This window comes from Streptomyces sp. NPDC004647, from assembly GCF_040609575.1.
GTDB lineage: Bacteria > Actinomycetota > Actinomycetes > Streptomycetales > Streptomycetaceae > Streptomyces.
Genome location: NZ_JBEXKU010000006.1, coordinates 23,562 through 49,615, shown reverse-complemented (window position 1 = coordinate 49,615; position 26,054 = coordinate 23,562). Strand labels below are relative to the sequence as shown.

The 26,054-nt window shown below is 70.6% G+C and carries 18 protein-coding genes; 8 read left to right on the top strand and 10 right to left on the bottom strand.

What is annotated here, in order from left to right; all coding sequences use genetic code 11:
- The first annotated feature begins 327 nt into the window (after window positions 1-327).
- The 7 genes from ABZW18_RS04300 to ABZW18_RS04270 all read left to right on the top strand — a co-directional run bounded on the left by ABZW18_RS04300 (window position 328) and on the right by ABZW18_RS04270 (window position 14,945).
- Complete coding sequence (locus ABZW18_RS04300; RefSeq protein ID WP_356181870.1) at window positions 328-4,230, top strand: DUF6079 family protein; 3,903 nt, start codon at window positions 328-330, stop codon at window positions 4,228-4,230.
- Complete coding sequence (gene pglZ, locus ABZW18_RS04295) at window positions 4,227-7,133, top strand: BREX-2 system phosphatase PglZ (RefSeq protein WP_356181867.1); 2,907 nt, start codon at window positions 4,227-4,229, stop codon at window positions 7,131-7,133. The genes ABZW18_RS04300 and pglZ overlap by 4 nt, the downstream gene beginning before the upstream one ends.
- A gap of 114 nt (window positions 7,134-7,247) precedes the next feature.
- Window positions 7,248-8,582 (top strand): BREX system ATP-binding protein BrxD, encoded by a 1,335-nt coding sequence (brxD, locus tag ABZW18_RS04290; RefSeq protein WP_356181864.1) that lies wholly within the window; start codon window positions 7,248-7,250, stop codon window positions 8,580-8,582.
- On the top strand, window positions 8,582-10,795 hold the full coding sequence (locus ABZW18_RS04285; protein ID WP_356181862.1) for a DEAD/DEAH box helicase: 2,214 nt from the start codon (window positions 8,582-8,584) through the stop codon (window positions 10,793-10,795). Before brxD ends, ABZW18_RS04285 begins: the two co-directional genes overlap by 1 nt.
- Window positions 10,796-11,418: 623 nt before the next feature.
- Window positions 11,419-12,423, top strand: a complete 1,005-nt coding sequence (locus tag ABZW18_RS04280) for an aldo/keto reductase (RefSeq protein WP_356181859.1) — start codon at window positions 11,419-11,421, stop codon at window positions 12,421-12,423.
- 46 nt (window positions 12,424-12,469) lie between these two features.
- Window positions 12,470-13,444 (top strand): LLM class flavin-dependent oxidoreductase, encoded by a 975-nt coding sequence (locus tag ABZW18_RS04275; RefSeq protein ID WP_356181857.1) that lies wholly within the window; start codon window positions 12,470-12,472, stop codon window positions 13,442-13,444.
- A gap of 796 nt (window positions 13,445-14,240) precedes the next feature.
- On the top strand, window positions 14,241-14,945 hold the full coding sequence (locus tag ABZW18_RS04270) for a response regulator transcription factor (protein WP_356182016.1): 705 nt from the start codon (window positions 14,241-14,243) through the stop codon (window positions 14,943-14,945).
- A 105-nt stretch (window positions 14,946-15,050) separates the two neighbouring features.
- On the opposite strand, the gene ABZW18_RS04265 is transcribed toward ABZW18_RS04270, so the two are convergent.
- Window positions 15,051-16,148, bottom strand: a complete 1,098-nt coding sequence (locus ABZW18_RS04265; RefSeq protein WP_356181855.1) for an FAD-dependent oxidoreductase — start codon at window positions 16,146-16,148, stop codon at window positions 15,051-15,053.
- Between the two features lie 223 nt (window positions 16,149-16,371).
- On the opposite strand from ABZW18_RS04265, the gene ABZW18_RS04260 reads away from it, so the two are divergent.
- On the top strand, window positions 16,372-16,845 hold the full coding sequence (locus ABZW18_RS04260; protein ID WP_356182014.1) for a MarR family transcriptional regulator: 474 nt from the start codon (window positions 16,372-16,374) through the stop codon (window positions 16,843-16,845).
- A 33-nt stretch (window positions 16,846-16,878) separates the two neighbouring features.
- On the opposite strand, the gene ABZW18_RS04255 is transcribed toward ABZW18_RS04260, so the two are convergent.
- The 9 genes from ABZW18_RS04255 to ABZW18_RS04215 all read right to left on the bottom strand — a co-directional run bounded on the left by ABZW18_RS04255 (window position 16,879) and on the right by ABZW18_RS04215 (window position 26,043).
- Window positions 16,879-18,024: an acyl-CoA dehydrogenase family protein gene (locus ABZW18_RS04255; RefSeq protein ID WP_356181852.1), complete on the bottom strand. Its 1,146-nt coding sequence runs from the start codon at window positions 18,022-18,024 to the stop codon at window positions 16,879-16,881.
- A 49-nt stretch (window positions 18,025-18,073) separates the two neighbouring features.
- Window positions 18,074-18,655 (bottom strand): NAD(P)H-dependent oxidoreductase, encoded by a 582-nt coding sequence (locus tag ABZW18_RS04250; RefSeq protein WP_356181850.1) that lies wholly within the window; start codon window positions 18,653-18,655, stop codon window positions 18,074-18,076.
- A gap of 134 nt (window positions 18,656-18,789) precedes the next feature.
- Window positions 18,790-19,581 (bottom strand): SDR family oxidoreductase, encoded by a 792-nt coding sequence (locus ABZW18_RS04245; protein ID WP_356181847.1) that lies wholly within the window; start codon window positions 19,579-19,581, stop codon window positions 18,790-18,792.
- Between the two features lie 89 nt (window positions 19,582-19,670).
- Complete coding sequence (locus tag ABZW18_RS04240; protein ID WP_356181844.1) at window positions 19,671-20,702, bottom strand: methyltransferase; 1,032 nt, start codon at window positions 20,700-20,702, stop codon at window positions 19,671-19,673.
- Complete coding sequence (locus ABZW18_RS04235; protein WP_356181841.1) at window positions 20,695-21,999, bottom strand: MFS transporter; 1,305 nt, start codon at window positions 21,997-21,999, stop codon at window positions 20,695-20,697. Before ABZW18_RS04235 ends, ABZW18_RS04240 begins: the two co-directional genes overlap by 8 nt.
- Window positions 21,996-22,760 (bottom strand): SDR family oxidoreductase, encoded by a 765-nt coding sequence (locus ABZW18_RS04230; RefSeq protein ID WP_356181838.1) that lies wholly within the window; start codon window positions 22,758-22,760, stop codon window positions 21,996-21,998. Before ABZW18_RS04230 ends, ABZW18_RS04235 begins: the two co-directional genes overlap by 4 nt.
- Window positions 22,761-22,820: 60 nt before the next feature.
- The gene (locus ABZW18_RS04225; RefSeq protein WP_356181836.1) at window positions 22,821-24,284 is read right to left on the bottom strand and encodes an FAD-dependent monooxygenase; all 1,464 of its coding nucleotides are present in this window, start codon (window positions 24,282-24,284) and stop codon (window positions 22,821-22,823) included.
- On the bottom strand, window positions 24,239-25,078 hold the full coding sequence (locus ABZW18_RS04220) for a 4'-phosphopantetheinyl transferase superfamily protein (RefSeq protein ID WP_356181833.1): 840 nt from the start codon (window positions 25,076-25,078) through the stop codon (window positions 24,239-24,241). The genes ABZW18_RS04225 and ABZW18_RS04220 overlap by 46 nt, the downstream gene beginning before the upstream one ends.
- 29 nt (window positions 25,079-25,107) lie before the next feature.
- The gene (locus tag ABZW18_RS04215; RefSeq protein ID WP_356181830.1) at window positions 25,108-26,043 is read right to left on the bottom strand and encodes an aromatase/cyclase; all 936 of its coding nucleotides are present in this window, start codon (window positions 26,041-26,043) and stop codon (window positions 25,108-25,110) included.
- Window positions 26,044-26,054: the final 11 nt, after the last annotated feature.

Here is a 26,054-nt window from a genome sequence, read left to right as displayed (position 1 = left end):
GGCAGAAGGGCGGGGACGGGCAGGAGAGGCGACACGGGCAGGAGGAGCGGGGACGGGCAGGAGAGACGGGGACGGGCGGCGCGCTCCGCCCGCTGCCCGGTGGCGCTTCAGGTGCGGCCCGTTCCCCCGCTCGGTGCTCTCGTGATGGGCGTCGCAGTCAGCACGCACGCGGTCCGATGCCGAACAACTGATGATGTGACGGACTGTCCGGAGAACCGTCCGGGTACCGGAGAATGTGCGAGGGGTTGTGAAGGCCCCGACGAAACCCTGCGCGCCCACGGACGACGACGGCGCGCAGCTGCCGCCGCAAGGAGAGCGAGACCCGCGATGGCCCTGGCCCAACAGGCGTCCTTACTCCGCGATGTCATCGACATCAAGGAGTCGATATCCACCTCAGATTTTGTTCTCCAACTGTCCGAGGCGACGACTGCGGCCGGGGCCGAGCACGCCCTGCGGGACTACGTGGTCACGGAGCGGCTGCTGGAGAACTTCGACGAGGCGCTGGGTCTCATCAAATCCGCGCTCGACGGGCACACGTCCAAGGCGGCCTATCTGCACGGGTCGTTCGGTTCCGGTAAGTCGCACTTCATGGCGGTGCTGCACGCCCTGCTCAGCGGCAGCCCGGCGGCCCGCGCCCGCGCCGACTTCGACCCCGTGCTGACCAAGCACGAGTGGCTGGGCACGGACGGGAAGAGATTCCTGCTCGTGCCGTATCACATGCTCGGGGCGAAGGCGCTGGAGCAGCGGATCCTCGGCGGCTACGTAAGCCACGTCAAGAAGCTGCACCCGCAGGCGCCGACGCCGCAGGTGTACCGGACGGACGCGCTCTTCGACGACATCCGGGCCATGCGGGCGCGCATGGGGGATCAGGCCGTCATCGGCGGGCTCGCGGCGGCGGACGGGTCCGGCGCGGGCGAGGACGACGAGTGGGGCGAATCCTTCGCCTGGCAGCCGGCGCTCCTCGACACCGCGCTCGCCGCCGAGGAAGTCCACGAGTCCGGCCAGGCCCTCAACCTGGTCAGCCCCTCCACTCCCGCCGAACTCCGGGCCCGCCTCGTCCAGGACGCGAGCACGAACCTGCTGCCCGGGTTCGCGAAGAACGCCGCCGAGGACGAGCACGGGTTCGTCTCCCTGGACGCCGGACTGTCCGTGATCGCCGAGCACGCCAAGTCGCTCGGCTACGACGGGCTGATCCTCTTCATGGACGAGCTGATCCTGTGGCTCGCCACCCTCATCCACGACCAGAAGTTCGTGGCCCGCGAAGCCAGCAAGATCACGAATTTTGTGGAGGGCGGCGACGCGCGTCGCGCCGTCCCGGTGGTGTCCTTCATCGCCCGCCAGCGTGACCTGCGCGAACTCGTGGGCGAGGAGGTGTCGGGGGCGGCCGAGTCGTCCATCCAGGACACCCTCAACCTGGCGTCCGGCCGCTTCGACAAGATCACGCTGGAGGACCGGAACCTCCCCCAGGTGGCGCACGCCCGCCTCCTCCAGCCGAAGTCCGCGGACGCGGCGGCGCTCATCGACGCCGAGTTCGAGAAGACCCGCAAGGTCCGCCAGGAAGTGTGGGACACCCTCCTCGGCTCGGACCGCGGCGCCGACGGCGTGGGCGCCGACGAGGGGAGCTTCCGGCTCACGTACCCCTTCTCGCCCGCCTTCATGGACACCCTCGTCCACGTCTCCTCCGCGCTCCAGCGCAACCGGACCGGTATGAAGCTGATGGGGCAGCTGCTCGCCGACCACCGCGACGAGCTGCGGCTCGGCGATCTGATACCCGTCGGCGATCTGTATCCGCTGATCACCGCAGGTGGCGACAAGCCGTTCACCGACAGCCTGAAGGTCGTCTTCGAGGCGGCCGACAAGCTGTACCGCACCAAGCTGCGCCCGTACCTCCTCGCCACGTACAACGTGTCGGAGGAGGACGTCGAGCAGTACACGCACCGCGGCCCCGGCAGCATCACCGATCCGGAACTGCGGGGCCGGGTGAAGACGTTCACCGGCGACAACAGGATCATCGGCACCCTGCTCCTGTCCGCGCTCGCGCCCAGCGTGCCCGCGCTCGCCGACCTGACCATCCGCCGGCTCTCCGCCCTCAACTACGGCTCCGTCGTCGCCCCGATCCCGGGACGCGAGTACGGCGTGCTGAAGGACAAGGTCGCCGAGTGGGCGGGCCGCTTCCCGGAGATCAAGGAGACCGGTACCAAGACCAACCCGGGGGTGCGTCTCGAACTCTCCGGTGTCGACGTCGACTCCGTCATCGCCAACGCCAAGGTCAACGACAACCCGGGCAACCGCCAGGCGCTCGCCAAGCGGATGCTGTCCGAGGAACTCGGGGTCGAGCACGGCCAGTTGACGAGCCGGGTGGACTTCGTGTGGCGCGGCACGAGCCGCAGCGCGGAAGTGGTCTTCGGGAACGTCGCCGACGAGGACGAACTGCCCGACCACGACCTGATGCCGCAGGAGGACGGCCTGTGGCGGATCGCCGTCGACCTCCCGTACGACGAGAGCGAATACGGGCCCGTCGAGGACGTCAACCGGATGCAGCGGCTGCGGGAGAAGCAGCAGGGTGAGCGGTCCCGTACGGTCGCCTGGCTGCCTACCCACCTCTCCGCCCAGCGGTACGCGGACTTCTGCCGCCTCGTCGTCATCGACAAGGCGCTCGCCGACGAGCAGCGCTTCGACAGCCAGTACGCCGGACACCTGGGCGCCGACAACCGCGCCCGCGCCAAGGGGCTCCTGGAGACCCAGCGGGAGTCCCTGCTCAAGAACGTCAGGGCCGCCTTCAAGCAGGCGTACGGCCTGTCCGACAAGAAGGCCGCCGACGTGGAGCTGGGCTTCGGCGACCACCTCCGGTCGCTGCGCGAGGTCGACGGGCTCACCCTCTCCTTCGGCCAGTCCCTGCGCGACGGCCTGCGGCACATCGCGGGCAGGCTCCTGGCGAGCCAGTACCCGGACCACCCGAATCTCGACCCCGAGAACACCGGCACGACGGTGAAGGCGGCCGACGCCCGCAAGGTGTTCACCCACATCCGGGCCGCCGCGGAGGCCCGCGACGGCCGCACCGAAGTCCCCTCCGGGGAACGGACGCTGGTGCAGCGCATTGCCGGCCCGCTGCGGCTCGGGCAGCAGAAGGAGGCGTACTTCGAGCTGTCCCTGTACTGGGCCGATCACTTCCGGCAGCTCGCGCGCGAACGCGGCGTCACCGGCGACCTCACCCTGATCACGCTGACCGACTGGACCGACAGGCCGCAGCCGCGCGGGCTGCCCGACCATCTCGCCAAGCTGGTCGTCGCCTCGTTCGCCGAGATGGACGACCGGGTGTGGGTGCGCGGCGGCATGCCGCTCGACCCGGCCCCCGAACTGTCACAGATCAAGGATCACGACGCGCTGCGCAGCCAGCCGCTCCCCGCCGAGGAGGACTGGGAGAGCGCCCGGCAGCGCTTCGCGACGCTCTTCGGGAAGCCCGCGCCGACACTGCGGCGAGGCCGCATGGTCAACCAGTTCGCCCGCCAGATCACGGAGGAGGCCCGCTCCCACCAGGACCACGCGGCCGATCTCGTACGGCAGTTGGAGGAGCACGCCGGATTCCTCCGGCTCGACGAGACCGACGAAACGGGGCGGCTCGCCCTCGCCCGGCGGTGTGCCGAGCTGCTCAAGGCCGTCACTCAGGCGGCGGGCCAGGGCGCCGCCGGAGCGAAGAAGACGGTCGAATCGCTTGCTTCCTTCGATCTCGGACGCGTCAGCGCCGACCGCTTCGGCACCTCGATCACGCAGGCACGGGCAGTCGCTCAGGCACTGGACTCGGCGTCCTGGACCACCCTCGACCTGGCGTCGAACGAGGGCCCCGAGGGCCAGGCCCTGCTGGACTCGCTGCGGAACGTGGCCCACAGCGACCAGCGGACGAACGACCTGCGCGACGCCCTGACACGTACCCAGCGCGACGTGCTCGCGCTGGTGAAGCGCAACCGGGCCCCCGCAGTGCCCCCGCCCCGGCCCGCTCCGGTTCCCCCGGGCCCGGGGGACGTGCCGCTGAACACGGTCACCAGCCACCCGCCCGTCCCCGAGGACACGTCCCCGGCGAACGCCTCCGCCAGGGTCCGGGTCCGGCGTTCCGGCGGCGGCCGGACCACCGCGGCCCGCGCCGCTGCCGAACTGCACGCGGAACTGGCCGAGTTGACCGCCCGGGAGCCCGGCGCCACCATCGAGATCACCTGGCGGGTCATCGAGTCATGAGTGCAACGGTCACCTCGGTGGCGACACGGCTGAAGGTCGCGACCGTCACCCAGTACCTGTCGTCCCAGACATCGCTTGCCGCCTCCCTCACCGGCGGCGACAGACGACGAGCGGTCCTGCTGCGCTCCGCGCCCCAGTGGGACGGCCCGGCCGAACCGGTGTGGGGCGACGGACACACAGCCCGGATCGCCGCCGCGCCCTCCCCGCTCGCCGTCCACGAGCTGGTCCTGGACCATCTCGCGGAGCGGGCGACGGAACCGGCCCCCGCTGTCCTCGTCGTGCTGACCGATCGCGAACAGAGCGAACTCGACCCGGCGATCCTGGCCCGCGCCCACAAGAAACGCATCGACACCGTCGACAGCTGGGACGTGGTGCGCGAGGCCTTCGGCGCCGAACAGGTCGATCCCCGGCTCAAGAACGCGAACTGGGCTGCGGAGGCCCTGCTGGACGCCACCCCGCCCGGTGGCTGGCCCCGGCTCGCCGGTGGCATGTTGTCCTGGCGCACGGCCCTGTCCGCCCTGACACTGCGTCGGTTGCGGCTGGGACGCTACGACAGCGAGTCGGGCCGGTCGCACCGCACCCAGGCGGGTGACGCCCTGGACACGCACGCCCTGCTCAGGTGGTCCCTGAGCCCCGGTGGTCCCGAACGGCTGCTGGAGCTGCGCGGCCCCGAACGCGCGGGCCTGGTGGAGTTCCTCGGCGAGGAGGACCAGGCAGGGCCGGCCGGGGAGGCGCTCCTGGACCTGGTCGAGGCCGAGCACGGCGAGGAGGCGGTCGCGTTCGGGCTCGTATGCGGCGCGCTGTGGCTGCACGCCGCACCGGACGCCGACACCTACCGTGCGCGGGGCCGCGCCGAGCGCTGGTTCGGCGACCAGCCGCCGGAGGGCGGTGAACAACTCGACGTCCTCGCATCCGTGTTCGGGCGGGCCTGCGAGGAGTATGTCGACGTGCTGCTCACCACCGCGGCACGCGGCACCGGCAGCGACACGGACGAAGCCCGTGAGGCACGCCGGATCAGTGACACCGTCCTGGACCGGGCGTCGGCTCTGGTCCGCCGGTTCGGCGCGGAGACCGCCGCCCTGGCGAGCCCGCTGCTGCCGACGGGACTGGAAGCCAGGTTCGCGGCCGTGGGACGGGCTCTGCAAGCCGCCCCACTCGGTCCCGTCGCGGAAGCTGTCCGCGCCCTGAGCGCGCACCGGCGTACCGAGGGTCCGGAGACCCGGGCACGGATCGAGCGGGCGCGCATGGGCCGGCGCCTGGCCCAGTGGCTCGCCGGCGACCCGGCCGTCGAGTGCGACACCGCAGCGGCCGGTACAGCGCGCCACATCGCCGAGACCGGGTGGGTGGACCAGGCACTCGAGCACATCGAGGCCGGCGGCGACCCCGACCCCGTACTGAAGTCCGCGTACGACAAGCTCGCCGCTCGCGTACGGGAACGGCGGCACGAGATCGACCGGCACTTCGCACGCTCGCTGGCAACCTGGACTGCCGCGGGCACGCCGCCGGGGTCCATGCTGACGGTGGAGTCCTTCCTCGACCGGGTCGTGAAACCGATCGTCCGGGGCGGAGAGGGCCGACGGGTCATGCTGCTCGTCCTGGACGGGATGAGCGCGGCGATCGCCGGTGAACTGGGTGAGGAACTCCGGGCCTCGTGGGCCGAGTTCGACCCGGTGAAGGAGGGTGTTCCGCGCCGCCGGGCCATGGCCGCCGCCCTGCCGACCCTGACCGCCGTATCCCGTACGTCGCTGTTCGCAGGCAGGCTGACGCAGGGGACGCAGGCGGACGAGAAGCGGCTCTTCCCCGCCCAGAAGCTGTGGGGCGGGGCACCGGCCGCCGTGTTCCACAAGGACGACCTGCGCGCCGAGAGTGCCGGGGATACCTTCGGCCCTGATCTCGGTGAGGCGCTCGCCGATGGGCGCACGCATGTGGCGGTCGTCCTGAACGCCATCGACGACAGGCTCGCCAAGGAACAGAAGCTCGGTGACGGGGCATGGCGGGCCGACCACATCCCGGGGCTCGTCGAACTGCTGCGTGTGGCCGCGGTGCAGGGCATGGCGGTGCTCATCACCAGCGACCACGGGCACGTGGTGGACCGGCACGGCACGAAGGTCGACGCCGACACCCCGGAATCCGCTCGTCACCGCACACCCGGCGGAGCTCTGGGATCCACCGAGGTCGCGCTGAGCGGTCCGCGGGTGGTCGGGCCCGGTCCCGGTGCGTCGATCGTCGCCCTGTGGGACGCCGACTCGCGCTACACCGCGCTCAAGGCGGGCTATCACGGCGGGGCATCCCTTGCCGAGTTCACCATCCCGGTCCTCGCGTTCCTGCCCTTCGGCGCCACTCCGCCCCGGGAGTGGCGGGAGCTGGGTGACCAGCGGCCCGCCTGGTGGTTCGTGGACGAACGAGCACCCCAACCTGCCGTGGCGGGGGCCGGCACAGCACCCGTGGCGAGAAAGCCCACCCGTCAGAAGCCGTCGAAAGCGCAGGCCGATCTGGCCCAGACGCACGACTCCCTGTTCGATGTCACGGTGGTTCCAGCTCCCGAGGGCGGAGAGACCCTGGTCACCCCGGCTCTGGTCGCTCCGGCCGAGAGGCTGGTCGCGGCGCTCTTCGCTTCGGCTGCCTTCCGGGACCAGCTCGAACTCCTCGCCCGCAAACCGCGCGAGCGCGACATGGACAAGTTCCAACAGGCGGTCGGGGCTCTCCTCGATGCGGGTGGCACCCTGCCCGTGACGGCCCTGGCGCAGCGCGTCGACTTTCCCGCCACCCGGGCGGACGGCTTCGCCGCAGTCCTGCGCCAGCTCCTCAACTACGACGGGGTGCAGGTTCTGGAGACATTGCCGGACGGGCGGACCCTGCGTCTGCACCAGGGACTGCTGCGGGAGCAGTTCGGACTGGGCTGAACCCGGAGGCAGCGTGAGTGCCACACAACGACCGTTCGCAGAAAAGGAGTTGACCGCTGTCGTGGCCGTACCACGGCCCCGGTGCACCATCCTGACGGGTGAGAGACTGGACCGGTGAGTTCAGCCGAGCCGAATCCCGTCTCTCCCGCCTCCGCCGCCCGCAGACGCACGGTCATCGACGCACTGCGACGTGGTGCCGTACCGGAGAGCGGGCTCGATCTGCTGGCCACCGGCCTGGGGCGGTTCGAGTCGGCGCTCGATGCCGAGCTGGACGCTGCCGCCTCGGGCGGGTCGGTGTTCAAGGCCGTACGGGGTGAGTACGGGTCGGGCAAGACGTTCTTCACCCGGTGGCTGGGCGAGCGGGCCAAACGCCTCGGCTTCGCCGTGGCCGAGATCCAGATCTCGGAGACCGAGACACCCCTGCACAAGCTGGAGACCGTATACCGGCGTCTCACCGAACGGCTGGCCACGGCGAGCTTCCCGCCGAGCGCGCTCCGGCCGGTGGTGGACGCCTGGTTCTACGCCCTCGAGGAAGACGCCCTCGCGGCCGGGGCGAGCGAGGAGGACCTGGCCGGCGACGTGGAGAAGCTGCTGACCGCGCGGCTCGCCGAGGTGTCCCGGCACGCCCCGTCCTTCGCGACGGCGCTGCGCGGTTACCGGGCCGCGCTCGCCGAGGGCGACGAAGGGACGGCTGCGGCAATTCTGGCCTGGCTGGGCGGCCAGCCGCACGTGGCCGCGGCAGCACGACGCTCCGCCGGGGTTCGCGGCGACCTCGACCACTTCGGGGCTCTCGGTTTTCTGCAGGGACTGCTGACGGTGTTGCGTGACTCGGGGCACCGGGGGCTGTTCGTCGTCCTGGACGAGGTCGAGACGCTCCAGCGTGTGCGGTCGGACGCCCGCGACAAGGCGCTCAACGCGCTGCGTCAGCTCATCGACGAGGTTCACTCGGGCCGCTTCCCCGGGCTGTATCTGGTGATCACCGGAACGCCCGCCTTCTACGACGGACAGCAGGGCGTACAACGTCTTGCCCCGCTCGCGCAGCGCCTCGCCACCGACTTCACCACCGACCCGCGCTTCGACAATCCGCGCGCGGTGCAGTTGCGGTTGCCCGGCTTCACTCAGGGATCCATGGTGGACCTCGGCGTGACGATCCGGGACCTCTACGCCGCCGGAGCCGGGGCCCCCGACCGCGTCAAGGCGCTCGCGGATGACGCGTACGTGGCCGACCTCGCCCGGGCGGTCGGCGGGGCACTCGGCGGCAAAGTCGGAGTGGCGCCCCGGCTGTTCCTGAAGAAACTGGTGGGGGATGTCCTCGACCGTATCGACCAGTTCGAGGACTTCGCCCCCCGGCAGCACTACCGGCTGACGGTGTCGAGCAGCGAACTCACGGATGTGGAACGGAATGCGGCGGCTGCGACCTCTGCCGACGCCATCGAACTGGACGTGTGATGACCGGCACCGGAGACGCGAGCGCCGCTCCTCCGGGCTCCGCTCTCCGCCCGGGCCGGGAAGACCCTGTCGACCGGCTCGACCCGGTCGTCCTCCATCACGTGGTGAACACCCTCGGCTGGCCCGACCTGCGGCCCCTGCAGCGCGCCGCGATCCATCCGCTGATGGACGGCGAGGACGCCGTGGTGCTCGCTCCCACGGCGGGGGGAAAGACCGAGGCGGCATGCTTGCCGATCCTGTCGGCCATGTCCGAACAGCGCTGGTCCGGCACGTCCGTGCTCTACCTGTGCCCCCTCAAAGCGCTGCTCAACAACCTGGTGACGCGCATCGACGCGTACGCCCAGTGGCTCGGACGCCGGGCGGCCCTGTGGCACGGGGACACCCGGGAATCCCAGCGACACCGCATCCGCACCGAGCCACCGGACATCCTGCTCACCACACCCGAGTCGCTGGAAGCCATGCTCATCGGCGTGAAGACCGACCATGCCCGCCTCCTCGGGCAGGTGCGGGCGGTCGTCGTGGACGAGGTGCACGCCTTCGCGGGTGACGATCGTGGCTGGCACCTGCTCGCCGTGCTGGAGCGGCTGGAAAGGGTCGCCGGGCGGCCCATCCAGCGGATCGGGCTGTCGGCGACCGTCGGCAATCCGCAGCAACTGCTCGCCTGGCTGCAGGGTGCGGGTGCCGGGAAACGACCAGCGCGCGTCGTCGCCCCGCACCTCGACCTCCCACCGGATGCGGCGCCGGGACACGGGGCGACCCCGGACAGCGTGCTCCCGGCGGGCGAAGTGGAGCTGGACTACGTAGCGTCCCTCGGCAACGCCGCCAAGCTCATCGCTGCTCTGCACCGGGGTGAGAAGCGGCTGGTGTTCTGCGAATCGCGGCGGCAGGTGGAAGAGCTGGGGGCGGTGCTGCGCGAGCGCGAGGTGACGGTGTTCCTGTCGCACGCCTCGCTGTCGGCGGAGGAACGGGCCCGGTCCGAGCAGGCGTTCTCCGAGGCACGGGACTGCGTCATCGTCTCCACCTCCACCCTGGAGCTGGGCATCGACGTCGGTGACCTGGACCGGGTCGTGCAGATCGACTCACCCGGCACGGTCGCCTCGTTCCTGCAACGCATCGGACGTACGGGACGGCGCCCGGGGAGCACCCGCAACTGCCTGTTCCTCGCGACCCGCAAGGACAGCCTGCTCCAGGCCGCAGGGCTGCTGCTGCTCTGGGGACGAGGGTGGGTCGAGTCGGTGACTCCACCGCCCGAGCCGCGCCATCTGGTGGCCCAACAGCTTCTCTCCCTCACCCTCCAACAGCACAGGGTGGGCGACAGGTTGTGGCCCGACGCGTGGAACGGACTGGCTCCCTTCGACCGCTCGGCGGTGCCCATCCTGCGTCACCTGGTGGGCGAAGGCTTCCTCGACGAGGACGGCGGACTGTTGTTCATCGGCCCCGAGGCCGAACGGCGCTTCGGCCGACGGCACTTCATCGAACTGACCGCCTCTTTCACCGCGCCCCCGCAGTTCACGGTCCTGTCCGGGCGCACCGAGATCGGGCAGACGGACCCTTCCGTCCTGACCATGGAACGGCCCGGCCCCCGCCGGCTCCTGCTCGGCGGGCGCAGCTGGCAGGTGACCTTCATCGACTGGGGACGCAGACGGGTCTTCGTCGAGCCCGCCGACTGCGGCGGTATCGCCAAGTGGAGCGGTGGCTCGCTCGCCGGACTCTCGTATGCCCTCACCCGTGCGATGCGGGAAGTGCTCCTGGGAGCCGACCCCTTGGTGTCGCTCACCCGGCGGGCTGAGATGTGCCTGGCCGAATGGCGGCAGGAAGACGCTCCTGACCTCGTACATCCCGGCGGAACGCTGGTGGCACGGCTGGGCGGCGAGGTGCGCTGGTGGACCTGGGCCGGCTACCGCGCGAATGCGACACTCGCGGCGACGCTGCCGTCGATCGCCGATCCGGTCCAGCGGCCGACTGACTGCTCCATACGCCTGCGCGAGGATCTGACGCCCGGCATGTGGCGCGCGGCCCGTGACGCCACCGACGGTGGCACGGCACTGGTGTTCCCGGATGTCGACCACCGCGCGGTCCACGGGCTGAAGTTCTCCGCCGCACTGCCCCAACGACTCGCGACGGCAACGGTCGCAGCCCGGCTTGCCGACTTCGACGGAGCGCGTGCCGCTCTGGGGGAACCCGTGCGTTTTCACGGAAGCTCCTGTGTTTGAACGATCACCGGTTGACTTACCAAGTGCTGAGCATGGCGCTTCACCCCAACCAGCGCCTTCCTGTTTCCCTGAAACAACCGAGTACAGCGGGCCGACCCCACAGGCTCATGCTTTCCGGCAAGCCACTCTGCGGAAAACCCGTCCTCCATGGACGTCTGAACTGCACCTCAAGCGAGGTGACGACCCATCAGGGCGAGCTTCGAACAGCGTCAAGATATCCCTGTGACGCACGTGACGCACGTGACGCACACACTGTTCGGTCGCCGGTTCGCGGACCCGGCCGAGTGAATTCTCGCCGTACGAATCACGGGATGTCAAAAGCCGGCGCAGGCGCTGTTCCGCAGCCGCTCCGCTGCTACTCGGACCACCATCAGACGTCCCGCCCCGAACAGAGCCGACGTCGTCGGCCACGATGGGGGGATCCACCCAAGAGGATCTTGCAGTTCGCAGAGCGAACTAATACAGTTCGTGCTACGAGTTATGGTCAGAGGAGGGGATGGGCACGACCGAGGCGGTCACGATCTCCGGTGCGGGGAGCGGGGCGGCTGCCGCGGCGCAGACTCCCGACCGATCCGGGATCAGCCGCTTCGCCCATCCGTTCGGCAGCATTTGGGGGTTGACACTTGGAATACATCCATCTGGGTCGCAGTGGCCTTTCCGTGTCCCGGCTGGTGCTCGGCACCATGAACTTCGGCACGGAGACCTCCGAAGAGGACAGCCACCGGATCATGGACCGTGCGCATGAGCACGGCATCAACTTCTTCGACACGGCGAATGTGTACGGCTCCAGAGGCGGCACCGACCTCACCGAGTCGATCATCGGCCGTTGGTTCGCCGCCGGCGGCGGACGTCGGGAGCGCACCATCCTGGCGACCAAGGTCTACATCCCCACGGGGGAATGGCCCAACGAGCGGTTCCTGTCCGCGCTCAACATCCGGCGCGCAGCCGATGCGTCGCTCAAGCGCCTGGGCACCGACCACATCGACCTCTACCAGATGCATCACGTCGACCGGAGCACGCCGTGGGACGAGATCTGGGAAGCGTTCCAAGTCCTGCGCCAGCAGGGCAAGGTGCTCTACTTCGGGTCCTCCAACTTCGCCGGCTGGCACATCGCCCTGGCGCAGGAAGCCGCTCGGTCGCGCCACTTCCTGGGGCTGGTCAGCGATCAGTCGGTCTACAACCTGATGAACAGGTGGATCGAGCTGGAGGTGCTGCCCGCCGCGCGGCACTTCGGTCTGGGCGTGATCCCGTGGTCGCCGCTCAACGGCGGAGTACTCGGCGGAGTGCTGCGCAAGGCGAAGGAAGGCGGCGCCTTGCGCGGCAACACCGGTCGCTCGGTCGCGACCCTCGCCGGACACCGGGAGACCGTCGAGGCGTACGAGAAGCTGTCCGCCGACATCGGTGAGGACCCCGCCCATGTCGGGCTGGCGTGGCTGCTGGCCCAGGACGGTGTGACCGGGCCGATCATCGGCCCGCGCACGGTCGGGCAGTTGGAGAGTTCTCTGCGCGCGCTGGACATCACCCTGGACGAAGCCGTGCTGGCCGCACTGGACCGGATGTTCCCGGCTCCCGGCCTCAACCCGGCGGTGAACGGGTCCCGACCCGCACCCGAGGCGTACGCCTGGTGAGCGAGCGGCGCGCACGCACCCGGTCCCGCATTCGACGGTGTACCCCATGACCGACCACGGCGCGGTTGACGCGACACGAAAACAACCCACGAAGGGCAGCGCATTGGTGGCACAACAAGTCGTCTTCGGATTCGGGGCGCACGGCACGATCGACGCCGGGCCTGAGCTGCTGCGCCTGACCCGACAGGCCGACCAGGACGGGCTGGACCTGTTCTCCCTGTCGGACCACCCGTACGTCGGCGAGCGGCTGGACGCGTACGCCACGCTCGGGTTCGTCATCGGGCGCACCGAGCGACTGGCGGGCTTCGTGAACGTCAGCAACCTGCCGACCCGGCCGCCGGCGCTGCTGGCCCGGGCGGTGACAACGCTCTCCGCGTTGTCCGGCGGGCGGGTCGTGCTCGGCCTGGGCGTCGGCGGGCTGTGGGACCGGATCACCGACCTGGGCGTCCCGCGGCTGACGGCCGGCCAGGCGGTGGACGCCTTCGAAGAGGCGATCGTCCTGGTCAAGAAGCTGTCGGGGGGTGGCCCGCCGGTCACTTTCGAGGGCGTTCACTACCGAGTCAACCGGATCGACCCAGCACCGGTCGCCGCGCCGCCGGTGTGGACCGGTTCAGTCGGTCCCAAGTCCCTTGCCGTCACCGGCCGGGTGGCCGACGGCTGGATTCCCGGCCACGCGGCGGACTGGCTCAGCAAACGCTACCGGACCTCGCGCCCGATCATCGACCAGGCCGCGACGGCGGCCGGCCGCGACCCGCGGGACATTCGCACCGTCTACAACCTGCCGGGTCAGATCACCACCCGGCCCTCGTCGTCCACCCGTGACCGCGAAGGCCGCTGGCTCGGCGGCTCGGTCGACCAGTGGATCGATGAGCTCACCGGAGCGGTGCTGGAGCACGGCGCGTCGGGCTTCGTGCTCTTCTCGCCCCAGGGCGACACCGCCGACCTCGCCTCACTGCAGCGCTGGAGTGGGGAGATCGTGCCCGCGGTCCGTGCGGCGATCGCCAAGGAGAGGGATCACTGAGTTCGACGAGTCTGCGCGTGAGGGTCACGGGGGTCGTGTCCGGCCGAGCCGGTCGACACGACCCCCCACTGTGTACGTAAGAAAGGTGTGTGCAATAGACCACGCATCACGGGTCACGATTCTTGATTCACGCTCCACGTGACCAGTGCGCGAGCGGTCAGGGGCCTTCGAGATAATTAAAGGTTATGTAAAAATTTCCCGGTGCGGCTTTGTGATTATGCCAAGGCCGATCTCCATAATCCCAGGCAGCGTGGTTAATTGCACGGCGGGGCGAAGGGGGCTGCTTCAATCGCCCTTGACCTGAACGCGAGGCGTCATGTAATTTTCAAGGAAATGGGCGTTTTCGTTGCTGCGGGGGAAGCTGGCACTTCGAGGGGGGCGTGCGGAGCCAGCATCGTAGTTTGCAAACCGGGACGACCGTTGAAGCGCGTGCTGCACGGAATATGCTGTGGATCGGGGGGCTACGTTTCCGGCGCCGAGTAGTTCGCGCGTGTCGGCGTTTTATGTCGCAAAGACAAACGCCGTGATCGGTGGCCGTCCATGGAGAGTTCGCTCGTCGGTTCCTCGCCCCCTGAAGTCCTCCGGGCCCTTCGTCCGTCACGCTCGTGACGCCGGCCCGGCGCCGGGGAGGGAAGGGTGCCATAACTCAATCCGCCCCTCGACGGCCTCATGTACGTGTGCAGACACAAAATCCTCCGGACCCCCGCCTGGCTGTCGCCACATTCGGAACGCGCCTGAGACTGAGTCAAGGCTCTCTTCGAAAGGATCTGTCTGCACCATGGCGGACCACCCCGGGATGAACCCAAATGCCGCTGGCGAGCGCGACTTACCCGTGCGGCCCAGCGGCTGGCGTGTGCTCGTGGTCGAGAGCGACCGCGGCGACGCGCGAGTGCTGACGCAGGGGCTGCGCAGGCAGGGGCACGATGTCAGCCTCGCCAAGAACGGCAGTGAGGCCCTGGATGCCTTCGGCGGCGCCGAGTTGGTGCTGATCGACCTCGATCTTCCCGACTTCGACGGGCTGGAGGTCTGTCGAAGCATCCGTGCCGTCTGCGACACGCCGCTGATCGTGGTCACGGGACGGGAGAGCGAACTCGACCGGGTGCTCGGCCTGCAGGCCGGCGCCGACGACTATCTGGTCAAGCCGTACGGCTTCCGGGAGCTGATGGCACGTATAGAGGCGGTGATGCGGCGCATCACTCCGCGGAGCACATCGGCGGACGTCGTCGCGCACGGACGGCTGCGGATCGACATGACCTCGCGCCAGGTCACTTGGGACGGCAAGGATGTCCAGTTGACGCCCAAGGAGTTCAAGTTGCTGCACCTGCTCGCCTCCCAACCGGGCAGCGTGATTCCACGTAAACAGATCATGGTGCGGATATGGGGCGGCTCGTGGTCCTTACGGACCCTCGACACCCACGTCAGCAGCCTGCGGAGCAAGCTCGGCACCAGCGAGTCGATCATCACGGTGCGCGGTGTGGGGTTCCGGCTCGGAGACGTCTGACGAAGGCCGGAACCGGCACCGCGACGCGTACGGCGTGGAGTGACGGGCGAACCGGCCGGCCCGCCCCCGACGGACGGCCGACGGGGGCGCGCGACGACCGCGGGGTCAGCCGGCGGTGGGGCCGAACTGTCCGATGAAGCGGCCGGTGAACAGGTCCGAGCCCTTGTACTCCGAGACGACCGTGCGCGGGGCGGCGAACGGGCCCTCCGCCGAGGGCAGCTGTCCGACACCGCCGCTCGGGCCGAGCGGGAGCAGGATCATCGGGTGAGGCAGCGGCTGGTAGACCGCCTCGGGCTGCTCGCCCTTGATCTGCGCGAGGATGTTCTTCGCGACCACCTCGGCGTGCTGCATCGCGTACCCGGCCATCTTGGTCTCCGCGACGTCGGTGATGTCACCGACCGCGTAGACGTGCTCGTGGCCGTCCACGTTGAGCTTCTCGGTCACCGGGACCTGGCCCTGCGGGGTCAGCGTGGTCAGCCGACCGTCGGCGAGGTAGCCGCTGTTGATGTCCACCCCGAAGGCGCGGAACCAGATGTCGGCGGTGATCTCGTCGCCAGCGTCGGTGGTGACCTTGAAGGTGCCGGTGCGATTCGGCTCGGTGCTCGGCAGGGCCTTCAGGCTGGTGCCGAGCCGCAGCTCGACACCGAGTTCGTCGAGCTGCTGGTGCAGGTCCTCGACGACCTCGGGCTTGAAGCCGGGCAGGAGTTCGACGATCGGGTCGACGATGGTCACCTGCTTGTCCGGCCAGATCTCCTTGATCTCGCCGGCCAGTTCGAGGCCGACCGGCCCCGCGCCGAGGATGAGTACGCGGTCGGCGTCAAGCACCTCCTTGTGGGTGCGGCGGAAGTCCTTCAGCGCCTCGCTCACCGTGTCCGAAACGGGCTTGGCCGGGTAGGCGTAGGCGGAACCGGTGGCCAGCACGACGTAGTCCGCGTCCACCCGCTCACCCGACTCCAGGGTGACGCCGCGGGGGTCGACCGACGCCGCACGGCCGCGGATCACCTTGCCCTGGGTGAGCAGCGTGTCGAAGGGGTAGAAGACGTTGCCCGCCCAGTCCGGCCGGGTCAGCGCGCGCAGCGAGGCGGCGGCGTTGACGAACGCGTCCCGGGGATCGATGAGGATGACGTCGGCTTCGGCTTCGAGAGCCTTGGCGACGGCGGCGCCGCCGTATCCTCCGCCGACGACCGCGACTGTTGCACTCATGGTTCACCCTCCAGAATACGGATTGCAAATCATTGGGTTCGCGTTACGAACGATACTAGTTCGTAGCACGAATTGCAATCGCCATGACACGTGCGGGGCATACCCTCGCCAGTGATGCCACGGCCGCATCCGAACGGTGCACACCCATCGGTGGTTCATGGCGCGAACTTTATGACCGTTCGTAAGGTACGCTGACGGTGTGGCTAAGCATGATGAAAGCCAGATGGGGATTGTGAGCGCACTGGTCAGATCCTCGTTCCTGGTGGACTCCGTGTATGCCCGGGCTGCCCGGGAGTACGACCTCACATCTCAGCAGGGCCAACTACTGTGCGCACTGATGGCGCAGCCCTACGGCATGGGCGAGTTGAGCTCCGTGCTGGGGCTGGCGAAATCCAGCCTCAGCGGCCTTGTCGACCGCAGCGAGAGCAACGGCCTGGTCCAGCGCGAGGCCGATCCTCGGGACAGCCGCGCGGTGCGGGTGGCGCTCACCGACCGGGGAGCGCGGATCGCCGACCGCTTCTACACCGATGCCTGCCGCCGTATACAAGACCTGTCGACCGGGCTCGGTGACGACGAGCGCGATACGCTGGCCCGCCTGCTGGCCCGCCTTGTGCTCGACAACAAGGTTCCGGTGGTCTTCGTCGGTGACCGGACCGCCGGGCCCCAGGACGGGACCGAACTCGGTACGAGCGCCTGACACATCCGCGTGGCCGTGCCGGGCTCTCCGGCGTCAGGCGAACCGCAGCCCGGGTGCGTAGCCGATCGCTGCGGGCTCGAACCGTAGGGCGCTGTGCGCGCCCGCAGCGTGCACGTCCCGCCAGATGCGCTGCATCGCGTGGGAAGACGCCTGGCCCTGGCTTCCGGCCGCCCGGAACAGCCGGTCCACCGCCCCGACCAGCATTTCCGCCGCCAGGGTGCTGTCGCGCCGGCCGCGTGCGGCCGGCGCGTCGTCGAACCGGCGCGCGTCGGCGGTCTCGGCCACGCGGAACAGCAGCAGGGCCGCCGCGTCAATCTCGGCGGCCGAGCGGGCGAACGCGACCCGGCCCGGCATCCGTACCGAACTCCTCGCCACGCTCCGGCGTGGCCGCACCGCGAGGCGCTCCTCGGCCAGCCGCAGGGCGCCGCGTGCCGCGCCCAGGATCGGCGTCGCGAACGCCAGGCCGGTCACCGCGGCCAGGGGAGCCAGGTGGGCGGTGGCCGTGGGACCGGGCGCGCGGCCCCGCCGCATGTCGTCCCACACGAAGCCCCGGTGCTCCGGGACGAACGCGCGCTCCACGACCAGGGTGTGGCCGCCGGTGGCCCGGATACCCAGCGTCGAGGAGTCGCCGCGGTGGGTGAAGGAGTCCCGGTCCACGGCGAACACCAGCACCGACCGGTCTCCGGTGCGCGGCGCCGCCGAGCTGAGCAGCGCCCAGTCGGCGGACTCCGCTCCGCCCGCGCAGCGCCACGCACCGGAGAGCAGCCAGCCCCCGGCCACCGGGGTCGCCCGCACCCCGCTGCCGGCCGTCGAGCTGACCAGCCGCGCCTGCGGGTCCTTCGCCCACATCTCCGCCCGCCCTTCGGCCGGCAGGAAGGCGCCGAGCCGACCGCTGTACGCCCACAGCGACGCGATCCAGGCAGCGGCGGCGCACTCCTCGCCGATCGCCGCCACTGCCCGCGTCGCCGCGCCGAACGTGGCGCCGGCCCCGCCCAGCGGTTCCGGTACGAAACAGCCGGGGAAGCCGGCCGCGGCCAGCGCCGCGACCGTCTCCGGCGCCAGGCTCCCGGACACGTCCGCGTCCAGGGCGTGTCGGCCGGCCGTGGCCGCGGCGGCCCGGATCAGCCCGGCGTCCGGCCACGGCGCGCGGTGGCCGCCGCATACCCGGGCAGCACTCATCTCGTCCCCCTCGCTGAGCACCTCGCGGCAGGGTGGTCGGACACCTTGATCAGGCGGAGTAGGGCCGCAGCACACGGGCGTCCTTCAGCGCCGCCGCCCACCACTGGAGCTTCTCCAATATCACCTTGGCCGGGATGGTGGCGTCGGAGCCGCGCAGCCGGCCGTCCTCGCCGATCCGCTCCCACACCTGGTGGAAGCTGACGGTGTCGCGGATCGTGGCGGCGTGCAGTTCGGCGAAGACCTGACGCAACTGCTCCACGGCCCGCAGCCCGCCGGACAGCCCGCCGTAGCTGACGAAGCCCACCGGCTTGGCCTGCCACTGGGTGCGGTGCCAGTCGATCAGGTTCTTCAGCGGTGCCGTGAAGCTGTGGTTGTACTCGGGGGTGATCACGACGAACGCGTCCGCCGACTCCAGGCGTGCGCCGAGGTCGGAAACCACTCGCGCGAACTCGGTGCTGGGTACCTGGGTCAGCGTCAGGGGCAGTTCGACGTCGCCGAGATCGACCACGTCGACATCGAACAGCCCGAAAGACCTGGTCTCCTCGACGAACCACCTCGCGACGGCCGGACCGGTGCGGCCCTCGCGGGCCGATCCGATGATCACGACGAGCCGCAGTTTTCCCTCGTCCATGGAGATTCCCTTCCTCTGTGGCGCGCATTACGGCGGAGCAGCGCGGCGAAAGCAGCGGCGGGCGGGGCTGGACGGCCTGACGCGGGCGCCGCCACCTGCTCCGGCGCCCGCACCGTTCGCGACCGTCTCCTCGATCAGGCGGCGGGCCGGCCGGTACGGATCGCCCGCATCTCGGCCACCCACCGGTCGGGGTCCTGGGCGCGCAGTTGGAAGGACTCCGCCGAGCCGGTGTGGGTGTAGATGTGTATCCGGTTCTCCTCCACTCCCTTCAGCGCCGCCGCCGCCACCTGCTCCGGCTCCAGCACCTCCGAGTGCGCCTTGAGCAGGGCGAGTTGCTCGCTGCTCTCGACACCGGCGGCCAGCATCGGCGTGTCGACCGCCTGTGGCAGCAGGCACGAGACGCCGATGCCCTGGCCGCCGTGCTCGATCGCGATGTACTCGGCGAACGCCACCGCGCCCTGCTTGGCGACCGAGTACGCCGCCGCCCCGAACGCGGTGAGTACCCCGCACGCCGCGATCGTCTGGAGCAGGTGGCCGCGGCCGGTCGTCAGCATCGTCGGGAGCACCGCGCGCGCGGCGTACACGTGCGCCATCAAGTTGACATCGAGGACGCGCTTCCAGTCCTCGTCCGACGTCTCGTACCCGCCCGCCACAGGGAGGCCCGCGTTGGAGACGAACAGGTCGACGGCGCCGAACCGTTCCTGGGCGCGCGCCACCAGCGCCCGGACGGCGTCCTCGTCGGCGACGTCGGCCTGCACCGCGAGCGCGGCGTCGCCGATTGCCGCGGCCACCTTCTCGGCGCCCTCGCCGTCGATGTCGGAGACCACGACACCGCGTGCGCCGGCCTCGACCAGCGCCTCCGCGATGGCCTTGCCGATGCCGCTGGCCGCCCCGGTGACGACGCCAACGCTGTTTTCGATCTTCATGTCAGGACTCCGGAGAGAGTTGGTGGTGAGGGATGGCCCGCCGGACTCGCGGTGGGGCGGCACCGCCGACGCGCCCGGCGCCGCGGCTGTCAGGCGTCCTTGTGACCGATGACCAGCACGTCCTCGTGCAGGTCCGGGACCTCGGCGGTCTCCGGCCAGAAACCCGCCTCCCGCAGCCAGCCGTGCAGTTCCTTGACGGAGTACTCGTGGCCGCCCCGCGACCACACCAGCATCGCCAGCCCCGCCAACACCGCGTGCAGGGACGGCTGCTCGCCGCCGGCCATCGGGTCGTAGACGAACACGGCGCCACCCGGCCGGACCGCGTCGTAAACGTTCTTCAGCAGCTGGACGCGGTCTTCCACACCCCAGTTGTGCAGCACGTGGCCGAGGACGATCACATCGGCCTCGGGGAGCTTGTCCTTGAAGAAGTCGCCGCCGTGGAAGGTGATTCCCGAGGCGGTCGCGCCCAGCCGCTCGATGTGCCGCTTGAAGGTGCCCTCCAGCGGGGGCAGGTCGAAGACACCGGCGGTCAGGTGCGGGTTCTCGGTGACCACCTGGTGCGCGAAGTTGCCGCGGGCGCCACCGACGTCGATGAAGGAGGAGTACCGGCTCCAGTCGTACCGGCTGATGGCCAGTCCGATCGGAGTGCTGAGCAGGTCCATGCTGTCCAGGAAGCCGTCGGTGGCGTCGGGGTCGGAGTACAGGGTGTCGTACGGGTTGCCGACGACCGCGGCGCGGTTGGCCGGCCGGCCGGTGCGCAGCGAGGTCGCCAGGCCGTCCCAGGCCGGGTTCAGCTCCTGCTCGCAGAACCGCAGGTACCCTCCGAGGAACTCCGGGCGCCCGCGGACCAGGAAGCGGTCGGAGACGGGGGAGTTGCCGAACTTGCCGTCCGCGACCTGGAGCAGGCCGAGGTGGCCGAGGCCGGTGAGCAGGTCGTGCGTGCCGAGCTTGACCAGGCCGACGCGGTCGGCGACCTCGCCGGAGGTGGCCGGCCCCTTCGACAACTCGGTGAAGATGTCGTGCTCCAGGGCCGCCAGCAGAATCCTCACCTGCCAGTAGCCGGACATCAGGCCCATGATCGGGCCGGGGTGCACCTGCGTCTCGGGCGATTGGTCAGCCATGGGGGACGTCTCCTTGTGGTGGTGTGCGGGACGGGTACGGCGCGGGCCCGCCGGGGGCTCGTGGGTCAGGGCCGGGGCTGGACCTGGCGGAAACGCGGCGTACGGCGAGCGGGACCAGCAGGCCCAGCGCGCCGGCCGCCGTGATGAGGGTCAGCGCCGGGCGCGGCCCGTCGCCGTGGGTGAGCAGCAGCGCGACCAGCGGCAGCAGCACCGCGGCGCCCAACTGCACGCACATCTGGTACAGCGACACCGCCGCGCCGCGGTCGGCCGGGGCGAGTGACGCGGTGGCGCGCATGTTGAGGGCCACGAACGAGCAGCAGAAGCCGGCCTCCACCAGCAGCAGCGCCGGGAGCATCCCCTGCACGTACGGGCTGCCTTCGGGCCGGGCGAGGTACAGGCCGTAGCCCAGCAGGGGGAAGAGCGCGCCGAGCGTGATCAGCCGGCCGCCGCCGTACCGGGCGATCAGTCGGCCGGCGAAGGGAATGGTCACCGCCAGCGGCACGCACGCGGGCAGCAGCGCCAGCGCGGTGCACCACGGCGCCCAGCCGAAGCCGCCCACTGACTGGAAGACCATCACCAGCAGCAGGCTCTGATAGGTGCCGTTGAGCGAGGCCGCCCCCAGCGCCGAGCCCAGCAGGGAGCCCTCCCGCAGCAGCGCCGGACGCGGCAGCCCCGGCCGTGCCCCGCCCTGGTTCCTGGGCAGCACGCGCATGCCGCCCAGGAACAGCACCAGGGCGACCGGCGCGGGGAAGACGAAGACCCAGCGCCAGCCGGCCTCCAGCAACGCCCCGCCGAGCAACAGTCCGGAGGTGAAGCCGCCGGCGCCGAAGAACGAGTACACCGCGAGGGCCCGCCGCCGCTGCGGCCCGTCGGGAAAGATGTCGCTGATGATGGCCAGTCCCGCCGGGGCGGTCAGGGCCGCGCATGCGCCCTTCAGCAGCCGGATGACCACCAGCACCGCCAGACTGTCCGCCAGCCCGCCGACCACCGAGGCCAGGCCGAACAGCAGCATCGCGCCCAGGTAGACCGGACGCCGCCCGACCCGGCCGGCGAGCGCCGGGCCGAGCGGCAGCAGCGCGGCGAAGCCGAGGGCGAAGCCGCTCATCAGCCACTGAGCGGCCAGCGGGCTCAGGCCCAGCCGGTCGGCGATGGTGGGCAGCGCGATGAGCACCACCGACACCTCGACCGCGTCCAGCAGCATGTTGCCGGACAGCACCGCCAGCAAGATCCGCCGGCGTGCGTCCCACCGCTCCCGCACCGCCGAGCGGCTGGCAGGCGCCGGACGGGGACCGGTCACCAGTCCAGCACCTGTCCTTCGAGCGTGCCGTTCTCGCCCAGGAAGGTGGCCGTCGGCCCGTCCTCGCCGAGTGTGGCCAGGAGCACCGGGATGTGCGCGCCCTGCTCGGGGGTGAGGATGCCGTGATGGCCGTTGATGTCGGTCGCCACGAAGCCCGGAGAGGCGGCGTTGACGAGGATGCCGGTGCCGCGCAGTTCGTTGGCGTACGTCACGGTGACCGAGTTGAGCGCGGCCTTGGCCGTGTTGTACGCCAGCAGCGTCGGGAACTCGCCGGGCGGGTGCACCCCGGTCGGGTCGAGGTTCGCCGCCGCCGCCGACAGCGAGCCGACCGCGCTGCTGACGTTGACGATCCGGGCCGACCCGGCCCGGCGCAGGAGCGGCAGCAGCGCGTTGGTCACGGTGATGACCCCGAAGACGTTGGTGTCGTAGGTCTCCCGCACCTGCGCGGACGAGGTCTGGCTGGGAGGCAGGTAAGGGCCGCCGACACCGGCGTTGTTGACCAGCGCGTGCACCACCCCCACCTCCTCCTCCAGCCGTTTGGCGGCCAGCGCCACGGACGTCTCGTCGGTGACGTCCAGGTGCAGGAAGCGGATGTCGAGGCCGTCGGCGCGCAGCGCGCTCGCGGCCTCCCGGCCGCGTTGCTCGCTGCGGGCCCCCAGGTAGACGACCAGGCCGCACTCGGCCAGCTGCCGGGCGATCTCCCGGCCGATCCCTTTGTTGGCTCCGGTGACAACGGCGATGCGTGCGGACTCAGCGGTCATGGGCTTCTCTCTCACACAGGGGATGGGGCGGGCGGCGTCCGCGGCGTGTCCTCGGAGGCGTCACGTCGCCGGCCCGAACCAGCGGGTCAGCGACGTCACCAGGTCCTGGTGGCTGCCGGGCGCGGCCCACGCCACATAACCGTCGGGGCGTACCAGCACCGCCGTGGTGCCGCCCGGAGGGACGTGCTCGGGATCCGCGGTCACGGTCATGATGTCGACCCGGTTCCGCCACGGCGCCGCGCGGTCACGCAGCTTGGCGTTGTCGTCGAGGTCCAGCAGCACACCGCGGCCGGCCCGCAGCAACTCGGTGGTGCTGGTGGTACGGGCGCCGGCGGTCAGCGGAAGGTGCGGCAGCCGGCGGCCCAGCAGCGGGTTGGTGCCACCGCCGACGTCGTAACGGATGTCCAGACCACTGGCCTTGGCCGCCAGGTGGCGCACGATCTCCGGGTACTGGAGCAGCTCAGACAGCACCTCACGCAGCGGCTGCGCCTCCTCGCCGCCCAGGATCAACTGGCTCTGCGCCCGCGTGTTGGCCAGCAGCCGTCGCCCCACCTCATGGCGCTCGCTGTGATAGGTGTCGAGCAACTCCTCCGGGGCGTGGCCGGCAAGCACCGACGCCAGCTTCCAGCCCAGGTTGTAGGAGTCCTGGATGCTGGTGTTCATGCCCTGCCCGCCCGCGGGCAGGTGCACGTGGGCGGCGTCGCCGGCCAGCAGCACGCGACCGCGACGGTACTCGGTGACCTGCCGCGCGGCGTCGCCGAAGGCGCTGACCCACAGCGGCTCGGCGTGCGAGATGTCACTACCGGTCAGCCGCTTCCACACGTCGGCGACCTCGGAGAACGGCGGCGGGCCGGTGCGTCGGCGCGGCGCGATGCCGCGTTCGCCCACGATCAGCCGGTGGATGCCGCCGGGCAGCTTCGCGACCATCAGGAAGCCGTTGCCGATCTGCTGGCCGCTCATCCGCGGTTCGAGTTCCACCCCGCGGACGTCCGCCAATAGCATCTCGGTCGTGGCGTCGGTGCCCGGGAAGTCGAACCCGGCCAGCTTGCGCACGGTACTGCGCCCGCCGTCGCAGCCGACCAGGTAGCGGGCTCGAAGCGTTTCCTGGCTGTCGCCGCGGGCCACCGTGACGGTCACCCCGTCACCGGTGTCCTCCAGCGCCTGGACCTCTTGCCCGCGCCGGATGTCGGCGCCCAACTCCCTGGCCCATCCCTCCAGGGCCTGTTCGGTCACCGACTGCGGCACGGTGCGAGCCGCCCCGTGCGCCGCCCCCAGCACCCCCAGGTCCAGCGGCAGACCGCCGAAGTGCCCGGCGGTGACTGTCTCGATCGAGCCGAGCCGGCGCAGCACCCCGCGCTGGTCGAACACCTCCATGGTGCGGATGGTGAAGCCGATTCCGCGGGACTCGCCGGTGCGCTGTTCCAGGCGTTCGAGCACCGTCACGTCGACGCCCGCCAGGCGCAGTTCCCCGGCGAGTATCAGCCCCGCAGGGCCCGCTCCCACGATGACCACCGAAGCGTCCATGAACCTTTCCTCCTCCAAGCCAGTAGCGGCGCCGCGGACAGCGGCTGTCCCGCGTCGCCGCCGTACAGGCATGACACGGGCAGTGAGCGCAGGGTGATGGTCGGTTCTGTGGCCACGGCCAGGGCGGCAGCGGCGGTGTGCCGCGACCCGACCGGCACGTCCCGGACGATCCAGCCGAACGGGTGAGGCGGAGCGCAGAGATCCGCCGCGTCCCCCACGTAGTCCAGCGCCGGGCTGCGCCGCAGGCCCGTGCCCAGACCTTTCAGGTACGCCTCCTTGCGGGCCCACAGCTGCCCGAAGGCGGCAGGCTGCCGCGCCGCGGGCCGCTTGGCCAACTCGCTCCATTCCGCCGGGTGCAAGGAGGGCCCGCACAGCTCCACCGTCTTCTGCGTCGGCACGCGCTGCACGTCCACACCGACCACCACCGACGCCGTGCCGATGAGGATCAGGCCGTGGCTGTGGGACAGCGATAAGTGCACCGGGGCCGGCGGGTCTACCAGCACCGGGCGGCCGGTGAAACGCGTCCCCGGCGGCCCGGGCTCCCGCCCCAGCCGCAGTGCCCCCGGCGGACACCCGGCACGGGCCGCCAGCACCCGGCGCAGCGCGATGTGCGCGGCCAGGTACTGCACCCGGTCCTGCGGGCGCACGAACCGCCCCGCCCGCCCGGTCTCCGACGCGTCCAGCTCGCCGACCGCCAGCCGGGACGCCGCGGGAGTGTCCGGCCGTGGCGGCCGGACCACCCACAGCGACAAGTCCGCCGGCTCGCCGGGCCCGAGGGCGTCAGACGGCCTCACGGCTCACCGCCATCCGTCCTCTGTGGGCCTCAGCGCCGACCCTCGGCATACGCCTTCGCGTGGCCGAGGGTGGCCCGGCTGTTGGTGCTCAGCGCGTTGCGCACGTACTCCCGGGCGTCGGCCACCGTGGCGTCATTGCCGAGAACCCGGGCGATGTTCGCGGTGTTGAGCACCACTGTGTGCTGCGAGGACGCGGTGACGCCGCTGTCGGTCTCGGCGAACGTCCAGTAGCCGGTGTGCAGGTTCATCAGCGCGGGCAGGGTCACCTGCTTGTAGGCGATCCTGTAGTGCGGGAACGTCACCCGGTAGGACTTGGTGGTGTGCACCGAGCCGTCCTGCGCCCGGGTGTCCATCTCCAGCGACTGGAGCCCCGGGGTGCCCTCGGACAGGCGCACCTTGGCCACGTGCGGCAGCCGCTCGGACCACAGGTGTGCCTCGTTGATGAAGTCGTAGACGTCCTTGGCCGCGCCGTCCACCGCGACGGTGTCCTCGAAGGAGAAGGTGAGCTCGGCCTCGGCGTGGGCGCGCTCGACGTTGGCGCGCAGCGCGGCCAACTCCGAGCGCGAGTTGCGGTCCACGGCCTCGTCGATCCACTTCAGGTTCTCCGGGGCGTCGTCCACCGCCCGGTAGTCGTGCAGCAGCCGGATCTTCGAGCGGGTCGCCATGGCGGGCTCGATGATCCACGTGCCGCCCATGGCCGCCACCGGCGGTGTCGACACCTCCTGGCGGAAGTCGATCCGCAGGTCGGCGGGGGCCAGGGTGCGGCGCGACGTCCAGTTCTTCGGCTCGCCGTTGGCGGTCGCCCAGATCCGGATGCGCTCGTGGTCGGCGCCCCGCTCCACGTACTCCACGTGGATGGTCGGCGGGAAGATCCGCGGCCAGTTCTCCACCTCGGCGATGAGCCGGAAGACGGTTTCGGCCGGGGCGTCGGCGATGATCTCGTGTTCGACCTCACGGGTGGTCATGGGTCATCTCC

Coding starts and splice junctions, on each gene's coding strand:
- ABZW18_RS04300 (WP_356181870.1), top strand. CDS start 328: ATGGCCCTGGCCCAACAGGCGTCCTTACTCCGCGATGTCATCGACATC.
- pglZ (WP_356181867.1), top strand. CDS start 4,227: ATGAGTGCAACGGTCACCTCGGTGGCGACACGGCTGAAGGTCGCGACC.
- ABZW18_RS04285 (WP_356181862.1), top strand. CDS start 8,582: ATGACCGGCACCGGAGACGCGAGCGCCGCTCCTCCGGGCTCCGCTCTC.
- ABZW18_RS04275 (WP_356181857.1), top strand. CDS start 12,470: ATGACCGACCACGGCGCGGTTGACGCGACACGAAAACAACCCACGAAG.
- ABZW18_RS04270 (WP_356182016.1), top strand. CDS start 14,241: ATGAACCCAAATGCCGCTGGCGAGCGCGACTTACCCGTGCGGCCCAGC.
- ABZW18_RS04265 (WP_356181855.1), bottom strand. CDS start 16,148: ATGAGTGCAACAGTCGCGGTCGTCGGCGGAGGATACGGCGGCGCCGCC.
- ABZW18_RS04260 (WP_356182014.1), top strand. CDS start 16,372: ATGGGGATTGTGAGCGCACTGGTCAGATCCTCGTTCCTGGTGGACTCC.
- ABZW18_RS04255 (WP_356181852.1), bottom strand. CDS start 18,024: ATGAGTGCTGCCCGGGTATGCGGCGGCCACCGCGCGCCGTGGCCGGAC.
- ABZW18_RS04250 (WP_356181850.1), bottom strand. CDS start 18,655: ATGGACGAGGGAAAACTGCGGCTCGTCGTGATCATCGGATCGGCCCGC.
- ABZW18_RS04245 (WP_356181847.1), bottom strand. CDS start 19,581: ATGAAGATCGAAAACAGCGTTGGCGTCGTCACCGGGGCGGCCAGCGGC.
- ABZW18_RS04240 (WP_356181844.1), bottom strand. CDS start 20,702: ATGGCTGACCAATCGCCCGAGACGCAGGTGCACCCCGGCCCGATCATG.
- ABZW18_RS04230 (WP_356181838.1), bottom strand. CDS start 22,760: ATGACCGCTGAGTCCGCACGCATCGCCGTTGTCACCGGAGCCAACAAA.
- ABZW18_RS04225 (WP_356181836.1), bottom strand. CDS start 24,284: ATGGACGCTTCGGTGGTCATCGTGGGAGCGGGCCCTGCGGGGCTGATA.
- ABZW18_RS04215 (WP_356181830.1), bottom strand. CDS start 26,043: ATGACCACCCGTGAGGTCGAACACGAGATCATCGCCGACGCCCCGGCC.